Origin of the sequence: Cyanobium sp. N5-Cardenillas (assembly GCF_024345515.1) — a bacterium.
Taxonomy (GTDB): domain Bacteria; phylum Cyanobacteriota; class Cyanobacteriia; order PCC-6307; family Cyanobiaceae; genus Cyanobium.
In genome coordinates this window covers 1-17115 of record NZ_JAGQBG010000039.1, presented here as the reverse complement: position 1 = coordinate 17115, position 17115 = coordinate 1, and the positions used below count along the sequence as shown (strand labels likewise).

The 17115-nt window shown below is 69.0% G+C and carries 26 protein-coding genes and 1 tRNA gene; 24 read left to right on the top strand and 3 right to left on the bottom strand.

Features of this window, described 5'->3' with window-relative positions; genetic code table 11:
- The 18 genes from rplE to prfA all read left to right on the top strand — a co-directional run.
- Window positions 1–514 (top strand): 50S ribosomal protein L5 (rplE, locus tag KBZ04_RS05055; RefSeq protein WP_254990822.1); only part of this gene is annotated, 514 nt, incomplete at its 5' end.
- 20 nt (window positions 515–534) lie between these two features.
- Window positions 535–936 (top strand): 30S ribosomal protein S8, encoded by a 402-nt coding sequence (gene rpsH, locus KBZ04_RS05050; protein WP_216910427.1) that lies wholly within the window; start codon window positions 535–537, stop codon window positions 934–936.
- 16 nt (window positions 937–952) lie between these two features.
- A complete protein-coding gene (gene rplF, locus KBZ04_RS05045) occupies window positions 953–1492 on the top strand; it encodes a 50S ribosomal protein L6 (protein ID WP_254990821.1) in 540 nt (179 codons plus the stop codon).
- A 32-nt stretch (window positions 1493–1524) separates the two neighbouring features.
- A complete protein-coding gene (gene rplR / locus KBZ04_RS05040; RefSeq protein ID WP_254958669.1) occupies window positions 1525–1890 on the top strand; it encodes a 50S ribosomal protein L18 in 366 nt (121 codons plus the stop codon).
- A gap of 14 nt (window positions 1891–1904) precedes the next feature.
- Window positions 1905–2567: a 30S ribosomal protein S5 gene (rpsE, locus tag KBZ04_RS05035; RefSeq protein ID WP_254990820.1), complete on the top strand. Its 663-nt coding sequence runs from the start codon at window positions 1905–1907 to the stop codon at window positions 2565–2567.
- Between the two features lie 8 nt (window positions 2568–2575).
- A complete protein-coding gene (gene rplO, locus KBZ04_RS05030) occupies window positions 2576–3031 on the top strand; it encodes a 50S ribosomal protein L15 (RefSeq protein ID WP_254990819.1) in 456 nt (151 codons plus the stop codon).
- A gap of 108 nt (window positions 3032–3139) precedes the next feature.
- A complete protein-coding gene (gene secY / locus KBZ04_RS05025; RefSeq protein ID WP_254945562.1) occupies window positions 3140–4459 on the top strand; it encodes a preprotein translocase subunit SecY in 1320 nt (439 codons plus the stop codon).
- Window positions 4460–4483: 24 nt separating this feature from the next.
- Window positions 4484–5035, top strand: coding sequence for an adenylate kinase (locus tag KBZ04_RS05020; RefSeq protein ID WP_254990818.1), 552 nt, complete (start codon window positions 4484–4486; stop codon window positions 5033–5035).
- A gap of 43 nt (window positions 5036–5078) precedes the next feature.
- The gene (rpmJ, locus tag KBZ04_RS05015) at window positions 5079–5192 is read left to right on the top strand and encodes a 50S ribosomal protein L36 (protein WP_006173336.1); all 114 of its coding nucleotides are present in this window, start codon (window positions 5079–5081) and stop codon (window positions 5190–5192) included.
- Between the two features lie 66 nt (window positions 5193–5258).
- Window positions 5259–5624, top strand: a complete 366-nt coding sequence (gene rpsM / locus KBZ04_RS05010) for a 30S ribosomal protein S13 (RefSeq protein ID WP_094586010.1) — start codon at window positions 5259–5261, stop codon at window positions 5622–5624.
- A gap of 171 nt (window positions 5625–5795) precedes the next feature.
- The gene (gene rpsK, locus KBZ04_RS05005; RefSeq protein WP_094586009.1) at window positions 5796–6188 is read left to right on the top strand and encodes a 30S ribosomal protein S11; all 393 of its coding nucleotides are present in this window, start codon (window positions 5796–5798) and stop codon (window positions 6186–6188) included.
- 82 nt (window positions 6189–6270) lie between these two features.
- Window positions 6271–7209, top strand: coding sequence for a DNA-directed RNA polymerase subunit alpha (locus KBZ04_RS05000; RefSeq protein WP_254990817.1), 939 nt, complete (start codon window positions 6271–6273; stop codon window positions 7207–7209).
- 46 nt (window positions 7210–7255) lie between these two features.
- Window positions 7256–7606: a 50S ribosomal protein L17 gene (gene rplQ / locus KBZ04_RS04995; protein ID WP_015109423.1), complete on the top strand. Its 351-nt coding sequence runs from the start codon at window positions 7256–7258 to the stop codon at window positions 7604–7606.
- Complete coding sequence (gene truA, locus KBZ04_RS04990; RefSeq protein ID WP_254990824.1) at window positions 7603–8448, top strand: tRNA pseudouridine(38-40) synthase TruA; 846 nt, start codon at window positions 7603–7605, stop codon at window positions 8446–8448. The genes rplQ and truA overlap by 4 nt, the downstream gene beginning before the upstream one ends.
- Before the next feature lie 148 nt (window positions 8449–8596).
- Window positions 8597–9049, top strand: coding sequence for a 50S ribosomal protein L13 (gene rplM / locus KBZ04_RS04985; protein ID WP_015109425.1), 453 nt, complete (start codon window positions 8597–8599; stop codon window positions 9047–9049).
- A complete protein-coding gene (gene rpsI, locus KBZ04_RS04980) occupies window positions 9046–9453 on the top strand; it encodes a 30S ribosomal protein S9 (protein ID WP_015109426.1) in 408 nt (135 codons plus the stop codon). The genes rplM and rpsI overlap by 4 nt, the downstream gene beginning before the upstream one ends.
- A gap of 8 nt (window positions 9454–9461) precedes the next feature.
- On the top strand, window positions 9462–9761 hold the full coding sequence (gene rpmE, locus KBZ04_RS04975; protein ID WP_254990816.1) for a 50S ribosomal protein L31: 300 nt from the start codon (window positions 9462–9464) through the stop codon (window positions 9759–9761).
- A gap of 121 nt (window positions 9762–9882) precedes the next feature.
- Window positions 9883–10998: a peptide chain release factor 1 gene (prfA, locus tag KBZ04_RS04970; protein WP_254990815.1), complete on the top strand. Its 1116-nt coding sequence runs from the start codon at window positions 9883–9885 to the stop codon at window positions 10996–10998.
- A gap of 31 nt (window positions 10999–11029) precedes the next feature.
- On the opposite strand, the gene KBZ04_RS04965 is transcribed toward prfA, so the two are convergent.
- Window positions 11030–11530: an HNH endonuclease gene (locus tag KBZ04_RS04965; RefSeq protein ID WP_254990814.1), complete on the bottom strand. Its 501-nt coding sequence runs from the start codon at window positions 11528–11530 to the stop codon at window positions 11030–11032.
- A gap of 74 nt (window positions 11531–11604) precedes the next feature.
- On the opposite strand from KBZ04_RS04965, the gene alr reads away from it, so the two are divergent.
- Together alr and KBZ04_RS04955 are read left to right on the top strand one after the other, a co-directional pair.
- Entirely contained in the window at window positions 11605–12810 is a 1206-nt protein-coding gene (alr, locus tag KBZ04_RS04960) for an alanine racemase (RefSeq protein WP_254990813.1), read from the top strand.
- A gap of 18 nt (window positions 12811–12828) precedes the next feature.
- Window positions 12829–12917, top strand: a tRNA-Ser gene (locus KBZ04_RS04955).
- Window positions 12918–12954: 37 nt separating this feature from the next.
- Here KBZ04_RS04955 and KBZ04_RS04950 read toward each other — a convergent pair.
- Both KBZ04_RS04950 and KBZ04_RS04945 read right to left on the bottom strand, forming a co-directional pair.
- On the bottom strand, window positions 12955–13605 hold the full coding sequence (locus tag KBZ04_RS04950) for a GAP family protein (RefSeq protein WP_254990812.1): 651 nt from the start codon (window positions 13603–13605) through the stop codon (window positions 12955–12957).
- Window positions 13606–13639: 34 nt separating this feature from the next.
- Window positions 13640–14560 carry a serine hydrolase gene (locus KBZ04_RS04945; protein ID WP_254990811.1) on the bottom strand — a complete coding sequence of 307 codons (921 nt, stop codon included), beginning with the start codon at window positions 14558–14560 and terminating at the stop codon, window positions 13640–13642.
- Between the two features lie 18 nt (window positions 14561–14578).
- Here KBZ04_RS04945 and KBZ04_RS04940 point away from each other — a divergent pair, with 18 nt between their 5' ends.
- The 4 genes from KBZ04_RS04940 (at window position 14579) to KBZ04_RS04925 (ending at window position 17058) form a co-directional block, all read left to right on the top strand.
- On the top strand, window positions 14579–15295 hold the full coding sequence (locus KBZ04_RS04940) for a C40 family peptidase (protein ID WP_254990810.1): 717 nt from the start codon (window positions 14579–14581) through the stop codon (window positions 15293–15295).
- A 35-nt stretch (window positions 15296–15330) separates the two neighbouring features.
- The gene (locus tag KBZ04_RS04935) at window positions 15331–16305 is read left to right on the top strand and encodes a glycosyltransferase family 2 protein (RefSeq protein WP_254990809.1); all 975 of its coding nucleotides are present in this window, start codon (window positions 15331–15333) and stop codon (window positions 16303–16305) included.
- 82 nt (window positions 16306–16387) lie between these two features.
- Window positions 16388–16504 (top strand): photosystem I reaction center subunit VIII, encoded by a 117-nt coding sequence (locus tag KBZ04_RS04930; RefSeq protein WP_015109434.1) that lies wholly within the window; start codon window positions 16388–16390, stop codon window positions 16502–16504.
- 62 nt (window positions 16505–16566) lie between these two features.
- The gene (locus tag KBZ04_RS04925) at window positions 16567–17058 is read left to right on the top strand and encodes a photosystem I reaction center subunit XI (protein WP_254945553.1); all 492 of its coding nucleotides are present in this window, start codon (window positions 16567–16569) and stop codon (window positions 17056–17058) included.
- Window positions 17059–17115: the final 57 nt, after the last annotated feature.

Below are 17115 nucleotides of genomic sequence, written 5' to 3'. Positions count from 1 at the left end.
GACGATCCAGCCCAAGCTGCTGAAGGATCTCAACCTCTCCAACGTCCACGAGGTTCCCAAGGTGGTCAAGGTCACCGTCAACCGGGGCCTCGGTGAAGCCGCCCAGAACGCCAAGGCCCTCGAGGCCTCGATCACCGAACTGGCGACCATCACCGGTCAGAAGGTGGTGGTGACCCGCGCCAAGAAGGCCATCGCCGGCTTCAAGATCCGCCAGGGCATGCCGATCGGCGTGGCCGTCACCCTGCGGGGCGAGCGGATGTATGCCTTCCTGGAGCGTCTCATCCACCTGGCGCTGCCACGCATCCGGGACTTCCGCGGCGTGAGCCCCAAGAGCTTCGACGGCCGGGGCAACTACACCCTGGGGATCCGGGAGCAGATCATCTTCCCCGAGATCTCCTTCGACAAGATCGATGCCATCCGGGGGATGGACGTCACGATCGTGACCAACGCCCGTAACGACGAAGAGGGCCGGGCCCTCCTCCGCGAAATGGGAATGCCGTTCCGCAATACCTGAGCCCCCTCCCGGACACGACCATGGCCAACCACGACCCGATCTCAGACATGCTCACTCGCCTTCGCAACGCGAGTGAAAAGCGCCACGAGCGCACCAGGATTCCCGCCTCGCGGCTTTCCCGCAGCATCGCCAATGTGCTGCAGCAGGAAGGCTTCATCGCCGCCATCGCCGAAGAAGGCGAGGGCGTGCAGCGCCAGTTGGTGCTTGAGCTGAAATACAGCGGCAAGCACCGCCAGCCCACCATCCGCTCCGTGCAGCGGGTGAGCAAGCCCGGCCTGCGCATCTACAAGAACACCCGCCAGCTGCCCAAGGTGCTGGGCGGCCTCGGCGTGGCGATCATCTCCACCTCCCGGGGTGTGATGAGCGACCGTGATGCCCGCAAGCAGGGCGTCGGCGGCGAAGTGCTCTGCTACGTCTACTGATCCCAGGAGTTGTTCCATGTCTCGTATCGGTAAAGCCCCGATCCCCATTCCCGACAAGGTCACCGTCAGCCTCGATGGCCTGGCGGTCACCGTGAAGGGTCCCAAGGGGGAACTCAGCCGCGTTCTCCCGGAGGGCGTCAGCGTCAGCCAGGACGGCGGCACCGTGGTGGTGAGCCCCACCAGTACCCACCGTCGCTCCCGTGAGCGGCACGGCCTCAGCCGCACCCTCGTCGCCAACATGGTGGAAGGGGTCAGCCAGGGCTTCACCCGCAAGCTCGAGATCGTCGGCGTCGGCTACCGCGCCCAGGTCCAGGGGCGCAAGCTCGTGGTCAGCGCCGGCTACAGCCACCCGGTGGAGATGGTTCCCCCCGAAGGGGTCACCTTCTCGGTCGAGAACAACACCTCGGTCTTCGTCTCCGGCCCCGACAAGGAGCTGGTGGGCAACGAGGCGGCCAAGATCCGCGGCATTCGTCCCCCCGAGCCCTACAAGGGCAAGGGCATCAAGTACGAAGGTGAGCGGATTCTGCGCAAGGCCGGCAAGACCGGCAAGAAATGAGGTCTGCTCGAGCGTCATCCGTCTGATCCCCCATGTCTACCCTCTCCCGCAAACAGCAGACCCAGAAGCGTCACCGCCGCCTGCGTCGTCTGCTCTCCGGCACCGCCGCCCGTCCCAGGCTGGCCGTGTTCCGCTCCAACAATCACATCTACGCCCAGGTCATCGACGACGACGCCCAGAGCACCCTCTGTGCCGCGTCCACCCTCGACAAGGACCTGCGCACCAGCGTCACGGCGGGCGCCACCTGTGACGCCTCCGTCGCGGTGGGCCAGCTCGTCGCCCAGCGCGCCCTCGCCAAGGGCATCCAGCAGGTGGTCTTCGATCGCGGCGGCAACCTGTACCACGGCAGGGTCAAGGCCCTTGCTGACGCCGCCCGGGAAGCGGGCCTTCAGTTCTGATCCCTGCTCTCACCATGACCGAAACCAACGACCAGATCCAGACCGGCGCCGTGCCTGCGGCCTCCGATGTCCCCGCCGCTGCTGAAGGCCAGCAGGAGCAGCGCCGGGGCGGCGGTGGCCGTGGCGATGCCAAGGGCGACCGCCGGGGCGGCGGCGGCGGCCGCGGCCGTGACAACCGTCGCGGCCAGGAACGTGACTCCGAATGGCAGGAGCGGGTGGTGCAGATCCGCCGCGTCTCCAAGACCGTCAAGGGCGGCAAGAAGATGAGCTTCCGGGCCATCGTCGTTGTCGGCAACGAGCGCGGCCAGGTCGGCGTCGGTGTCGGCAAGGCCGGCGATGTCATCGGCGCCGTCCGCAAGGGCGTGGCCGACGGCAAGAAGCATCTGGTGAAGGTGCCCCTCACCCGCACCAGCTCGATCCCCACCCTCAGCAACGGCCGCGACGGCGCCGCCAGCGTGCTGATCCGGCCGGCTGCGCCCGGTACCGGGGTGATCGCGGGGGGTTCGATCCGCACCGTGCTTGAACTGGCCGGCATCAAGAACGTGCTGGCGAAGCGGCTGGGCTCCAAGACCCCGCTCAACAACGCCCGCGCCGCCATGCAGGCCCTCGAAGGCCTGCGCACCCACAAGGAGACCGCCAAGGAGCGGGGCATCTCCCTCGAGCAGATTTACTCCTGAGGCCCGCCATGACGTCCTTCTCTCTCAACAACCTCCAGCCCCAGAAGGGGTCCCGCAAGCGCAAGCTGCGCAAGGGTCGCGGCATCGCCGCCGGCCAGGGTGCCAGCTGCGGCTTCGGCATGCGCGGCCAGAAGTCGCGCTCCGGCAGCCCCACCCGCCCCGGCTTCGAGGGTGGCCAGATGCCCCTCTACCGCCGGATCCCGAAGCTCAAGCACTTCCCGGTCATCAACCCCACCCACTACACCGTGATCAACGTGTCACGGCTGGGTGAGCTGAAGGCGGGCAGCACCGTCAGCCTCGACTCCCTCGAGCAGGCGGGCCTGGTCACCAGCCCCCGCTACCCGCTCAAGGTGCTCGGCAACGGCGAACTCAAGGTGAAACTGACGGTCCAGGCCGCCGCCTTCACCGCCTCGGCCCGCGCCAAGATCGAAGCCGCCGGCGGCACCTGCGAGATCATCGGCTGAGCCCGGGCCGTTGCCCTGCCTCCAGCCCGGAGCCGTCTGCCCGTAGCCTCGTGCTGCGGCAGGCGGCTCCGGTCGTATCGACCCGTTTCCCCCACTCCCGTCATCACCATGCTCCTCAGCAGGGGGCGCAATCCGAGCGCCGCTGAAATCCTCGTCCAGCTGGTCCAGTCGAAGGGCCTGCGGGATCGGGTGCTCACCACCCTGGGCCTGCTGCTGCTGGTGCGACTCGGCATCTACATCCCGGTGCCCGGCATCGACCGGGTCGCCTTCCAGGACTTCATTCGCCAGGGCGGCCAGCTGATCGGCTTCCTGGACATCTTCACCGGTGGCGGCCTGTCCACCCTGGGCGTGTTCGCCCTGGGCATCCTGCCCTTCATCAACGCCTCGATCATCATCCAGCTGATGACGGCGGCCCTGCCCCAGCTCGAGGAGCTGCAGAAGAACGAAGGCGAGGCCGGCCGCCGCAAGCTGGCCCAGATCACCCGTTACGTGGCCCTGGGCTGGGGCATCCTCCAGAGCATCGTCTTTGCCCTGATCCTGCGCCAGTACGCCCTGCCGGGCCTGCCGGACTGGCTGTTCGTCGTCCAGACGAGCCTGGCCCTGGTCACCGGTTCGATGGTGGTGATGTGGGTCAGCGAAGTGATCACCGAGCGGGGCATCGGCCAGGGGGCCTCCCTGGTGATCTTCATCAACATCGTGGCCACCCTGCCGAAAGCCCTCGGCTCCACCATCCAGCTGGCCCAGAGCGGCGACCGGGCCACGGTGGGCGGCATCGTCGTGCTGGTGCTCGTCTTCCTGGTGACGATCGTGGGGATCATCTTCCTGCAGGAGGGCAGCCGCCGCATCCCGATCGTGAGCGCCAAGCGCCAGGTGGGCGGCGCCAGCACCCTGGCCTCCCGCCAGAGCTACCTACCCCTCAAGCTCAACGCCGGCGGCGTGATGCCGATCATCTTCGCCTCGGCGGTGGTGTTCCTGCCGCTCACGATCGCCAACCTCACCAAGAGTCCCTGGCTGATCCGGGTGGCGGGCTACCTGAATCCCACCAGCAGCACCCCCTGGGTCTATGCCGTGGTCTACTTCGCCCTGATCTGCGGCTTCGCCTTCTTTTACGCCTCCCTCACCGTCAACCCGGTGGACATCGCCACCAACCTGAAGCGCTCCGGCGTGGCCATCCCCGGGGTGCGCCCCGGCTCCGCCACCGCCGACTACCTCTCTGGTGTGTCCAACCGGCTCACCCTGCTGGGGGGCCTGTTCCTGGGCGCCATCGCGATCATCCCCTCGGCCGTTGAGGGTGCCACCCAGGTGCGCACCTTCCAGGGCCTGGGGGCCACCTCCCTGCTGATCCTGGTGGGCGTGGCCATCGACACCGCCAAGCAGGTGCAGACCTACGTGATCTCCCAGCGTTACGAAGGACTGGTCAGGCAGTAGGCCCCTTTCCCCGTCTCCCCTCCCATGAAACAGCGACTCCTCTTCCTCGGCCCCCCCGGCGCCGGCAAGGGCACCCAGGCCGAACTCCTGGCCGAACGGCACCAGCTGCTGCATCTCTCCACCGGTGAACTGCTGCGCGCCGAGGTCAAAGCCGGCAGCGCCCTGGGCCAGGAGGCGGAAGCGGTGATGGCCCGCGGCGAGCTGGTCAGCGATGCCCTGGTGCTGGCGATCGTGCGCCACCGTCTGGAGGGGCACCAGGGGGGCTGGCTGCTGGATGGTTTTCCCCGCAACCTGGCCCAGGCCGAGGCCCTCGACGGCCTGCTGGCCGAGCTCGACCAGCGCATCGAACGGGTGCTGCTGCTGGAGCTGGAGGACGGGGTGCTGATCCAGCGCCTGCTCTCCCGCGGCCGGGCCGACGACAACGAAGCGGTGATCCGCAACCGCCTGGTGGTGTACCAGGAGCAGACGGCCCCCCTGATCGACCACTACCGCCAGCTGGGCCTGCTCCGCAGCGTGGAGGCCTCCGGCACGGTGGCGGAGATCGGGGAGAGGATCGTAGCCAGCCTTGTTGACTGATGTGATAAGGTAGCTGTTTGCAAATTCGGAGAGCACAACGCCCATGAAGGTGCGTGCCTCAGTCAAGAAGATGTGCGACAAATGCCGGGTGATCCGTCGCCACGGCCGGGTCATGGTGATCTGCACCAACCCGAAGCACAAGCAGCGTCAGGGTTGACCCCCCACGCTTCCACGGCGGCCGCCTTCGGCCGCCACCCCCATTGCCCTCTGATCGTTTCCTGACGTGGCTCGGATCGCCGGTGTCGATATCCCTCGTGACAAGAGGGTTGAGATCTCACTCACTTACGTGTACGGGATCGGGCTCACCAGGGCCCGCAAGATTCTCGCCAAATCGGGGGTCAGCCCCGACATCCGGGTGAAGGACCTCAGCGATGGCGACGTGCAGAAACTGCGCGGCGCCGCCGACTCCTTCGTGCTCGAGGGCGACCTGCGCCGCGAAGAGGGCATGGCCCTCAAGCGCCTGCAGGACATCGGCTGCCTGCGGGGTCGCCGCCATCGCATGGGCCTGCCCGTGCGCGGCCAGCGCACCCGCACCAATGCCCGCACCCGCCGCGGCGCCCGCAAGACCGTGGCCGGCAAGAAGAAGTGAGGTCCGGGCCTCCCGGCCCGTTCCCCCTTCCCCGCCTGCCCCATCCCCCGGCCCCTGGCCCCTCGCGGCAGCCATCGGGCCCCGGTCCCGCCGCCCTCCTCTCCCGGAGGTCGTCACCGGGACTTCCCCCCAGTCCTCCGATCACCTCCCTGCTCCCGCAGGGTCACCGCCATGGCCAAACCAGCCAAGAAGACAGGCCCCAAGAAGGCCAAACGCAATGTCCCCAACGGGGTTGCGCACATCCAGAGCACCTTCAACAACACGATCGTCTCCATCACCGACACCGCCGGTGAAGTGGTGAGTTGGTCGTCGGCCGGCGCCAGCGGCTTCAAGGGAGCCCGCAAGGGCACCCCCTTCGCCGCACAGACCGCCGCCGAAGCGGCCGCCCGCCGGGCCCTCGAGCAGGGCATGCGTCAGATCGAAGTGCTGGTGCGCGGCCCCGGCTCCGGCCGTGAAACCGCCATCCGGGCCCTGCAGGTGGCCGGTCTCGAGATCACCCTGATCCGCGACGTCACCCCCCTGCCCCACAACGGTTGCCGCCGGGCCAAGCGCCGCCGGGTCTGAGCCGTCCGGACTTCTCCGGCCTCCCACCCGACTCCCCCGGGCCGCTGCCGCGGCCACCTTTCCTTTCTCACCTCCTCAGACCGTGTTGCACTACCAGATCGATCGGGTCGAGCACCAGGTCGCCGACGACCGTTCCCAGACGGGCGTCTTCCTGATCGGCCCCCTGGATCGGGGCCAGGCGACCACCCTCGGCAACGCCCTGCGGCGTGTGCTGATCGGGGGTCTCGAAGGAAGCGCCATCACGGCGGTGCGTCTTTCCGGGGTCAACCACGAGTACGCCACGGTGCCCGGTGTGCGCGAGGACGTCCTCGACATCCTGCTCAACTGCAAGTCGGTTCCCGTCAACAGCCGCAGCCGTGATCTCGAGATCGGCCGCCTGATGGTCAACGGCCCGGCCCGGGTCACCGCTTCGGATCTGCAGTTCTCCCCCCAGGTGCAGGTCATCGACGGCGATCGGGAGATCGCCACCGTGGCCGAGGGCCACAGCCTGGAGATGGAGGTCCACGTGGAACGCGGCATCGGCTACCGGCCGGTGGATCGTCACAACGAGGACACCGCCTCCATCGACCTGCTCCAGATCGATGCGGTCTTCATGCCCGTCCGCCGGGTCAACTACACCGTCGATGAAACCGCGGTCGGCGAAGGCGGCTCGGCCCACGAGCGCCTGCGCATCGAGATCGAGACCAACGGCAGCGTCACCCCCGACGACGCCATGGCCCAGGCGGCCAACCAGCTGATGGAGCTGTTCCAGCCCCTGGCCACCCTCACCATGACCGAGGAGCCCGGCCTGGAACCTGAGCCTTCGGCCGAGGCCCAGATCCCCCTGGAGGAACTGAACCTCTCCGTCCGCGCCTACAACTGCCTGAAGCGGGCCCAGGTCAATTCCGTCTCCGACCTCATGGGCTTCAGCTACGAAGACCTCCTGGAGATCAAGAACTTCGGATCCAAGTCCGCCGACGAGGTGATCGAAGCCCTCGAGAGGATCGGCATCTCCCTGCCCCAGAGCCGCACCAGCGGCTGAACGGCGGCTTCCCCATCTCCATATTGCCACCCGCCCCGTCCCCACCATGCGACACCAGTGCCGAGTCCCCCTACTGGGACGCCCCGCCGACCAACGCAAGGCCATGCTGCGTGGTCTGACCACCCAGCTCATCCGTGAAGGCCGCGTCACCACCACCAAGGCCCGGGCCAAGGCCCTGCGAGATGAAGCCGAGCGCATGATCACCCTGGCCAAGGACGGCACCCTCGCCGCCCGTCGCCGCGCCATCGGCTACATCTACGACAAACAGCTCGTCCACGCCCTGTTCGACAAGGCCCAGGACCGCTACGGCGATCGCCAAGGTGGCTACACCCGCATCATCCGTACGGTGCGCCGCCGGGGCGACAACGCCGAGATGGCGATCATCGAGCTGGTCTGAAAAGGATTGCCCTCTCGCTGCAGTACGAGGGCTCCTCGTTCCACGGCTGGCAGCGTCAGGCCCGCCACAGCAGCGTTCAGGAAACCCTGGAAGGGGCGATCGCTGCGCTCGACCCGCACCGCCCCACCCAGGCGGTGGCCGCGGGCCGCACCGACAGCGGCGTCCATGCCGCGGCCCAGGTGGTCCATTTCGATGCCACTGGCCCCATTCCCGTGTCCCGCTGGGCGAAGGCCCTCAACGGCCGTCTGCCGCCCACGATTCGGGTGAGGGCCGCCGCCGAGGTGGCGGCCGACTGGCACGCCTGCTTCAGCGCCACCTACCGGCGCTACCGCTACACGATCTTCAACGGCCGCACCCCCAACCTCTTCCTCGCCCCCTGGAGCTGGCACCGCTACCAGCGGCGCCTCGACGAGGCCCGCATGGCCGGCTGTCTGGAAGCTCTGCTGGGGGAACACGACTTCTCCGCCTTCCAACGGGCCGGCAGCCGCCGCGCCCATGCCCGCACGACCGTTCAGGACGTGCACATCGATCGCCAGGGGGATCTGCTCGTCACCGAGGTGCAGGCCAGCGGCTTTCTTTACGGCATGGTGCGCCTGCTGATGGGCCAGCTGGTGGCCGTGGGGGAGGGCCGCCTTGAGACCGAAGCGTTTCTGCACCGCTGGCGCAGCGGCGCCCGCCAGGCGGTGAAGGAGGCCGCGCCGCCCCAGGGCCTCTGCCTGCTTCGCGTGGGCTACCCCCAGGAGATCTTCCCTGGGTCCGCCTGGTATGATTGTCAACCGCGATTTCTGTTGGAGTCGCGCGATCCTCCCGCCGATCCGTTCATCGGCGATCCGATCGGTTGAGCGGTTCTGCAGGGTGGCCCCGTCCGGTGGCCCCAGGCGGAAGGCGTCTCGCCGAAATCGCCGGATCCGGCGACACGGTAGGGTCGAATCTCCCTGTCCCGACCCATCCGGCTGCGATGGGCTCACCCCCAACCGGCCCGCCGGCGCGATGAACAAGACAACCCCACCCTCCATCGATTCGCTTGAGCGCCAGTGGTACCTGGTCGACGCAGCGGACCAGACCCTCGGCCGTCTCGCCAGCGAAGTGGCCCAGGTGCTTCGCGGCAAGAACAAGCCCACCTTCACGCCTCACCTCGACACCGGTGATTTCGTGGTGGTCATCAACGCCGACAAGGTGCGCGTCAGCGGCAACAAGGCCACCCAGAAGATCTACCGGCGCCATTCCGGCCGTCCCGGCGGCATGAAGACCGAAACCTTCGAGCACCTCCAGGCGCGTCTGCCGGAGCGCATCATCGAAAAGGCGATCAAGGGCATGCTTCCCCACAACGCCCTGGGCCGCCAGCTGTTCCGCAAGCTCAAGGTCTACAAGGGCGCCGAGCATCCCCACGCCGCCCAGCAGCCCCAGCCCCTCGCCCTCGATCCCGCCGCCGCCGCCCAATGACCAGCACCTCCAACCGCGTCGTCTACTGGGGCACCGGCCGTCGCAAGACCGCCGTGGCCCGTGTGCGGGTGGTCCCCGGCAGTGGCAGCGTCACCATCAATGGCCGCCCCGGCGACAACTACCTCAACTACAACCCCGTCTACCTGGCGGCGGTGAAGGCCCCCCTGCAGACCCTCGGCCTGGAAGCCCAGTACGACCTGCTGGTCAACGTGCGCGGCGGTGGCCTCACCGGCCAGGCCGATGCCATCAAGCAGGGAGCGGCCCGCGCCCTCTGCGATCTCTCCCCCGACAACCGCAAGCCCCTCAAGATCGAAGGCCACCTGAGCCGCGATCCCCGGGCCAAGGAGCGTCGCAAGTACGGCCTCAAGAAAGCCCGCAAGGCTCCCCAGTTCTCCAAGCGCTGATTTCCGTCATGCCGAAAGCCGACATCCATCCCACCTGGTATCCGGACGCCAAGGTGATCTGCAACGGGGAGGTGGTCATGACCACCGGCTCCACCCATCCCGAGCTCACGGTCGACGTGTGGAGCGGCAACCACCCCTTCTACACGGGCACCCAGAAGATCCTCGACACCGAAGGCCGGGTGGACCGCTTCATGCGCAAGTACGGCATGGGCAGCACCGATTCCGCCTCGGGTGCCAAGAAGGCCGCCAAGCCGGCCGAGGCTCCTGCCGCCGTCGAAGCCGAGCCCGCGGCGGCCACCGAAGCCTGAATCCTTCAGCCTGAGATCCTCAGACTCACGCCGGCCACCCGAATCGGACAGCTGATTCGGCCCGGTCTTTCCCCGGCCGGGTGCCTCCAGCACCCGGCTTTTTCCGTTTCGGGTGCCGCCCATGGATTCTGAGCTGCTGCAATCCCGGCTGGACACCGCCTGCCGCACCTTCCAGACCCTGGAACGCCAGCTGGCCGACCCGGCGGTGGCCTCCGATCCGGCCCGCCTGCAGGCGATCGCCCGGGAGCGGGCGCGACTGGAGCCCCTGGTCACCGATTACCAGCGTCTGCGCAAGCTGGAGCAGGAACGGGAGGAGGCCCGCTCCCTGCTGAAGGCCCACCGGGATGATCCCGCCGCCGAGGAACTGGTGGCCCTGGCGGCCGAGGAGCTGGTCAGCCTTGAGGGCCTGATTGCCGCCCTGAACACCCGGCTGACCCTCAGCCTGCTGCCCTCGGATCCCCGCGACGAGCGCAGCGTCATGCTGGAGATCCGCGCCGGGGCCGGCGGTGATGAGGCCAGCCTCTGGGCGGGCGACCTGGCCCGCATGTACGAGCGCTATGCCCAGAACCAGGGCTGGCAGGTGCAGCCCGTCAGCGCTTCGGAGGCCGACCTGGGCGGCTACAAGGAACTGATCCTCGCCATCCGCGGCGACGGCGTCTACAGCCAGCTGAAGTTCGAGGCGGGTGTGCACCGCGTGCAGCGGGTGCCGGCCACCGAATCCCAGGGCCGGGTGCACACCTCCACCGCCACCGTGGCGGTGATGCCGGAGGCCGATCCGGTGGAAGTGCAGATCGATCCGGGGGATCTGGACATCAGCACGGCCCGCTCCGGCGGCGCCGGCGGCCAGAACGTCAACAAGGTGGAAACGGCCGTCGACCTGCTGCACAAACCCACCGGCATCCGGGTGTTCTGCACCCAGGAGCGCTCCCAGATGCAGAACCGGGAGCGGGCGATGGAGATCCTGCGGGCCAAGCTCTACGAGCGCCAGCTGGCGGAGGCGAACGCCGAGGAGCGCTCCGTGCGCCGTGCCCAGGTGGGCAGTGGCGACCGCAGCGAGAAGATCCGCACCTACAACGCCAAGGACAACCGGGTGACCGACCATCGGCTGGGACGCAACTTCTCCCTCGAGCCCGTCCTGGCGGGCCAGATCGAGGACCTGATCGGCGCCTGCATCGCCGAGGAGCAGCGCCAGGGTCTTGAGGCGCTCGCCCTCGAGGCCGCCGGCACCGGTGGATGAAGGGGTGGGTCCGTTGACGCCGCGGGGCGGTTCAGGCGCCGATGACGTACTTGGCCCACTCCTGATGCTGGCCGGAGCGGATGCGCCGGTTGGCCTCGAAGCTCAGGCTGCCCAGGGGCCGGCGGGGCTCCCGGGCCAGGGGCATGCCCGCCTCCCGGGGGGTGCGGTTGCCCTTGCGCACGTTGCAGGGCAGGCAGGCGGTGGTGACGTTCTCCCAGACGTCGGTGCCGCCCCGGCTGCGGGGCACCACGTGGTCGATCGAGAGCTGCTCGCCGCTGAAGCCGCAGTACTGGCAGGCGTGGCCGTCGCGGTGGAAGACGTTGCGGCGCGTGAGAGGAAGCGGCTTGTAGGGCACCCGCACGAACTGGCGCAACCGGATCACCGTGGGCAGGAAATGGTCCGGGCGAACCGACTTTTCAGGGTCGTGCTCCAACCCTTCCGCCTTCCCCTTGAGCAGCATCACCATGGCCCGGCGCCAGGTGGTGATGTTCAGCGGTTCGTAGGACGCATTCAGAACGAGTACGTGGCCCATTCCAGTCCGCTGGATACGCGGCATGCTAACGGGATTCCCATGATTTCCATGGTCCACCCCCTGCACCGGCGTCCATGACCAGCGCCTCGCTCGCCCCCACCAGCGCGACGGAGGACACCCAGCCGTCGCGGCAGCGGGCCTGGGTGGAGGTGAACACGGCGGCCATCCAGGCCAATGTGCGCACCCTGCAGCGCCACATCGGACCGGCCACCCAGCTGATGGCCGTGGTCAAGGCCGACGCCTACGGCCACGGCGCCCTGCCGGTGGCCCGGGCCGCCCTGGAGGCGGGGGCGGCCTGTTTCGGCGTCGCCACCCTGGCCGAAGGGGTGCAGCTGCGTCGCGCCGGCATCTCCGCTCCGGTTCTGGTGCTGGGCAACCTCACCCAGCCCGAGGAGCTGCGCAGCTGTCTGCGCTGGCAGCTGATGCCGACACTCAGCAGCATGCGGGAGGCCCTGCTCTGCCAGAACCTGGCCAGCGGCAGCGGTCGCACCATGGCCGTCCAGCTGAAGCTGGACACCGGCATGGCCCGGCTCGGCGCCGACTGGCAGGAGGGCCCCAGGCTGGTGGCGGCCCTGCGGGGCATGGAGGCCCTCGAGCTGGCGGGGATCTATTCCCACCTGGCCTGCGCCGATGCCGCACCGGAGGAGGACGACGGACTCAGCGACCTCCAGCAACGGCGATTCGAAACCGTCCTCGCCAGCCTGGCCGAACAGGGGCTTCCGGCCGGCTGCCGGCACCTCGCCAACTCCGCCGGCACCCTGCGGGGACACCGGCAGCACTACGACCTGGTGCGGGTGGGCCTGGCCCTCTACGGCCAGCCGCCCGCGCCCCACCTGGCCGGTGTGGTGTCCCTGCGGCCGGCCCTGCAGATCCACGCCCGCGTCACCCTGCTGCGCCAGGTGGGGGCGGGGGTCGGCGTCAGCTACGGCCACCGCTTCCGCACCAGTCGGCCCAGCCGCCTGGCGGTGGTCTCGATCGGCTATGCCGACGGGGTGCCCCGCCAGCTCTCCAACCGCATGGACGTGCTCTTCGACGGCCGGCGCCTGCCCCAGGTGGGCGCCATCACCATGGATCAGCTGGTGATCGACGCCACCGAGGCCCCCCGGATCGAGGTGGGCAGCATGGTCACCCTGCTGGGCGAACAGGGGCAAAACAGCATCAGCCCCCTCGACTGGAGCGAGCGCTGCGGCACGATCCCCTGGGAGATCCTCTGCGGCTTCAAGCACCGGCTGCCGCGCCTGGCCGTGCCTCCGGAGCCCGAGACGGCGTCCGAGCCCTGATAAGCTCGCTGAGCCACTGGAGAGGTGGCTGAGTGGTTGAAAGCGGCTCCCTGCTAAGGAGTTACAGAGGGCAACTTCTGTCGAGGGTTCGAATCCCTCCCTCTCCGTTTCCGGCCCGTCCATGGGCCATCCCGCCAGGTCCGCTCAGAGCCTGGCGACGCCGCTCCGGCCCAGATAGGCCGCGAACACGAAGCACAGGCCGGCGTTGATCTGGCCCTGGTGGGCCAGGGTCCAGCGGCAGAGCTGCCCGAGCCGGGCCCGCCCCCAGGCTCCCGCGAGCAACAGCACCACCGGGGGCAGCAGCGAGGGCGCCAGGGTGATCAGGCTCACCAGCAGCACCATGGCGGCCAGGGGGCCTGCCGCCAGGCCGGAGCGGGCCAGGTCCTGCAGCGCCGGCAGGTAGAGCACCAGGGAGGTGAGGTTGCCCGCCATCAGGGCCACCCCCATGGCAAAGGCCCGAGTCAGGGAGGCCCCGGCGGGGGCCGGGGACGCCGTACCGCCGTCGCGGTGCAGCGACCGGAAACCGATGGCGAGCAGCACGGCCGCCAGCACCAGATGGACACCGGCGGACACCGGGTCGGCGCCGGCGGCGGGCCGGTCCGGCAGGGATCCCCCCGAGCCCAGTCCCACCGCCGCCCAGCCCGCCACCACCACGGCGTTGCCGGCGGCATAGGCCCAGCTCTGCCTCACGCCGGATCCCGGGGTGGTGAGGGTGCGCAACTGTCCCACCAGCAGCAACGGGCTCACCGCCGCCCCGAGGGCGAGCGGCAGCACGTCAAACGGAGGGGCAGACAAGGGGCCGGAGCTCGGGAGGCGATCGTAGGCAGGCTCAGGCGCCCAGCAGGGCGGCGGCGATGGCCGGCAGCAGGGTGGCATCGGCGGCCCGGGCCCGTCCCTCGCTGAACACCACCAGCAGCATCGGCGCCTGGCCGTCCACCTCCACATAGGCGGCGTCATGGCGCGCCTGGCTCATCCAGCCGGCCTTGCTCCACAGCCGGGCCCCTTCGGGCAGGCCGGCGCCGAGGAAGCCGTCCACCTGGTTCTCGGGATCGGCGGCCCTGGCCTGGGGATCCAGCGAGCGTCCCAGCAGGGCCATCATGCGGCGACAGGCCGGCGGGGACACCGCCGCGCCGGCCATCACCCCATGCAGCAGACGGGCCGTGAAATCCGTGCTCAGGCGGTTGCGGTTCTCCAGCTGGGGACCATAGAAGTCCCTCTCGCGGCCATAGGGCCCCTCCGCCCAGGTCTTCTGGCAGGCGTTCACCCCCGCCACCTCGCTCCAGCCAAGGCGGCCCAGCCAGTCGTTGACCACCTGGCGCTGGCGGCACCAGGCCTCCGCCCGCCCGGCGGGCAGGGACGGGCCGCTGGTGGTGCCGCTGAGCAGATCCACCACCAGGCTGGTGGCGTCGTTAGCGGAGTCGCGCACCATGTCGGCCAGGGCTCGGCGCAGTTCCGGCCCCTCCTCGATCAGCTGGCGCTGCAGCCAGGCTTCGGCGGCCACCAGATACACCAGCTTCACCACACTGGCGGGATAGCGCGGTCTCTCCCCCTCCCAGCTGGCACCGGTCACGGGCTGGCCCCAGAAGGCCTCCTGGCCCAGGCCCTCGGCGGCGCCCACCAGGGAAGCCCCGTAGCGGAGCCAGGTGATCGAGAGCTGCTCCCCCAGCCCCGGGCGCCCGTCCTCCTCCAGTTGGCCGATGAGCTGGCGCAGGGTCTGGCCCATGGCCTGATCCGGGCTGTAGAACGCCATCAGCGGCGGCACCTTGCGATGGCGACCTTAGGCACCCTGCCGGCGCCTGGCCGTACCTGGACCCTGACCCGGCCGTTGCCGGCCTACAGCCGGTCCCGGGGCCCGGGCCTAGCCACCGAGATCCAGGCGGGCCGGCACCTGAAGGTGCTCCACAACGCCGAAACCCGCCTGCGGGTGCGGCTGCACGGGGACGGCTACCCCTGCTGGGTGGAGGCGCTTGGCCTCGAGAGCCACGGGCACCCCGCCCCGCCGCCGCCGCTGCCCCGCCTCGATCGCGACAGGATCGCCGCCCGCCTGGGGACGGTGCTCGCCTTCGCCGAGGCCGCCCGTCACCAACCCAACCGCTACCTCTGGGGGGGGACCCTGGGGCCCGATTTCGACTGCTCGGGGCTGGTGCAGAGCGCCTTCGCCCAGGCCGGCATCTGGCTGCCTCGCGATGCCTACCTGCAGGAGCGCTTCTGCCGCCCGGTGGCGGTGGCCAGCGGCGTCACCAGCCTGCTCCTGCCGGGGGATCTTCTCTTCTTCGGCACCCCGCGGCGCTGCACCCACGTGGCCCTGCACCTGGGCGGCGGCCGCTATCTGCACAGCTCCGGACGCGAGCACGGCCGTGACGGCATCGGCATCGACGACCTGAACCCCCGCAACCGGGATCCGGTGGCCTGCCACTACCGGGTCGAACTGCGGGGCGCGGGGCGGGTGATGCACAGCCACGACGGGAGCCCGCTGCCACCTTGAGCTAAATTCCACTTCGGAAATCCGAGACGGACTTGGTGGCGTCATCCCTGGCCCACAGTCCCGAACTTTCGGTTGTTGTCCCGATGTACAACGAGGAAGCAAGCCTTCCCCTCCTCGTTGAGAAGTTGCTGGCGGCGCTGCGGCCCCTGGGGCGATCGTTTGAACTCGTTCTGGTCGACGACGGCTCGAAGGACGGCACCCCTGCGGTCCTGCGCGATCTGGCCAACCGGGTGCCGGAACTGGTGGCCGTGCTGCTGCGGCGCAACTACGGGCAGACAGCCGCCATGGCCGCCGGTTTCGATGCCAGCGGTGGTGAGGTGATCATCACCCTCGACGGAGATCTCCAGAACGATCCCGCCGACATCCCCCTGCTCCTGACCCGCCTGGAGCAGGACAACCTCGACCTGGTGAGCGGCTGGCGGCACCAGCGCCAGGACGGGGCCATCAACCGTCTGTTGCCGTCCCTTGTGGCCAACCGCCTGATCGCCAGGGTCACCGGGGTGCGTCTGCACGACTACGGCTGTTCCCTGAAGGCCTACCGCCGGGAGGTGGTCAGCGACATGAACCTCTACGGGGAGCTGCACCGTTTCCTGCCCGCCCTGGCCTTCATCGAAGGGGCCCGCATCGGCGAGGTGAGGGTGTCCCACCAGGCTCGCCTCTATGGCCGCAGCAACTACGGCATCGACCGCACCTTCCGGGTGCTGATGGACCTGCTGACCGTTTGGTTCATGAAGCGGTTCCTGACCCGGCCGATGCATGTGTTCGGCTTCGCCGGGCTGTTGAGCCTGATGGCGGGCCTGGCCATCGCCCTCTGGCTGGCGGGCGAGAAGCTGCTGCTGGGCACCGACATCGGCAACCGTCCCCTGCTGCAGATGGCGGTCCTGGCGATCCTCAGCGGGGTGCAGCTGTTCAGTTTCGGGTTGCTGGCGGAACTGCAGATGCGCACCTACCACGAAAGCCAGGGACGGCCGATCTACCGGGTGCGGGCCACCCTGCGCGGCGGCGGCTGAACTTTTATGTCACCCCCGCGCCCCTGAGAAGCCAGGCAGGAAGGGGTCCTTACAGTACCCGCGGTTCCTATTGGCCCAAGCCATGACTGGTGAATTTGCCGTTGCCTGGATGCCGTCGGTGATGGTTCCCCTGGTGGGAATCCTCGGCGCAGCGGTGGCCATGGCCCTGCTGTTCAACGTGATCGAGGCGACCGACTGACGACCGGCCTAGGCCCCAGCGTCATTCGCCTCCCCTTCCGACGACCCCCCGATCCGCCCCCCATGACCGTGACCCCCGTCGCCGACCCAACCGTCGGCAATCTGGCCACCCCCGTTAACAGCAGCTATTTCACCAAGGCCTTTCTGAACGCCCTGCCGGCGTATCGGCCCTCCCTCTCCCCCAACCGTCGCGGTCTTGAGGTGGGCATGGCCCATGGCTACTTCCTCTACGGCCCCTTCGCCTACACCGGCCCCCTGCGTGCCACCGAGTTCGCCAGCACCGCCGGCCTGCTCGCCGCCATCGGTCTGGTGTCGATCCTGACCATCTGTCTGTCGATCTACGGCACCGCCGGCAGCGGCCCCAACGTCCAGCCCGCCGACGCCACCATCGACAACCCTCCCGCCGACCTGTTCACCAAAGCTGGCTGGGCGGAATTCGCCAGCGGCTTCTGGCTGGGTGGCTGCGGTGGTGCCGCCTTCGCCTGGTTCCTGTGCAGCACCGCCATCCAATCGCCGCTGGCCAACATCGCCGGTGGTGTCTGGAGCGTCGGCTGAATCGATCCGCCCGGACCGAAGCCACTCCTTCCACGAATTGGCGTCAAAGACCCTGCT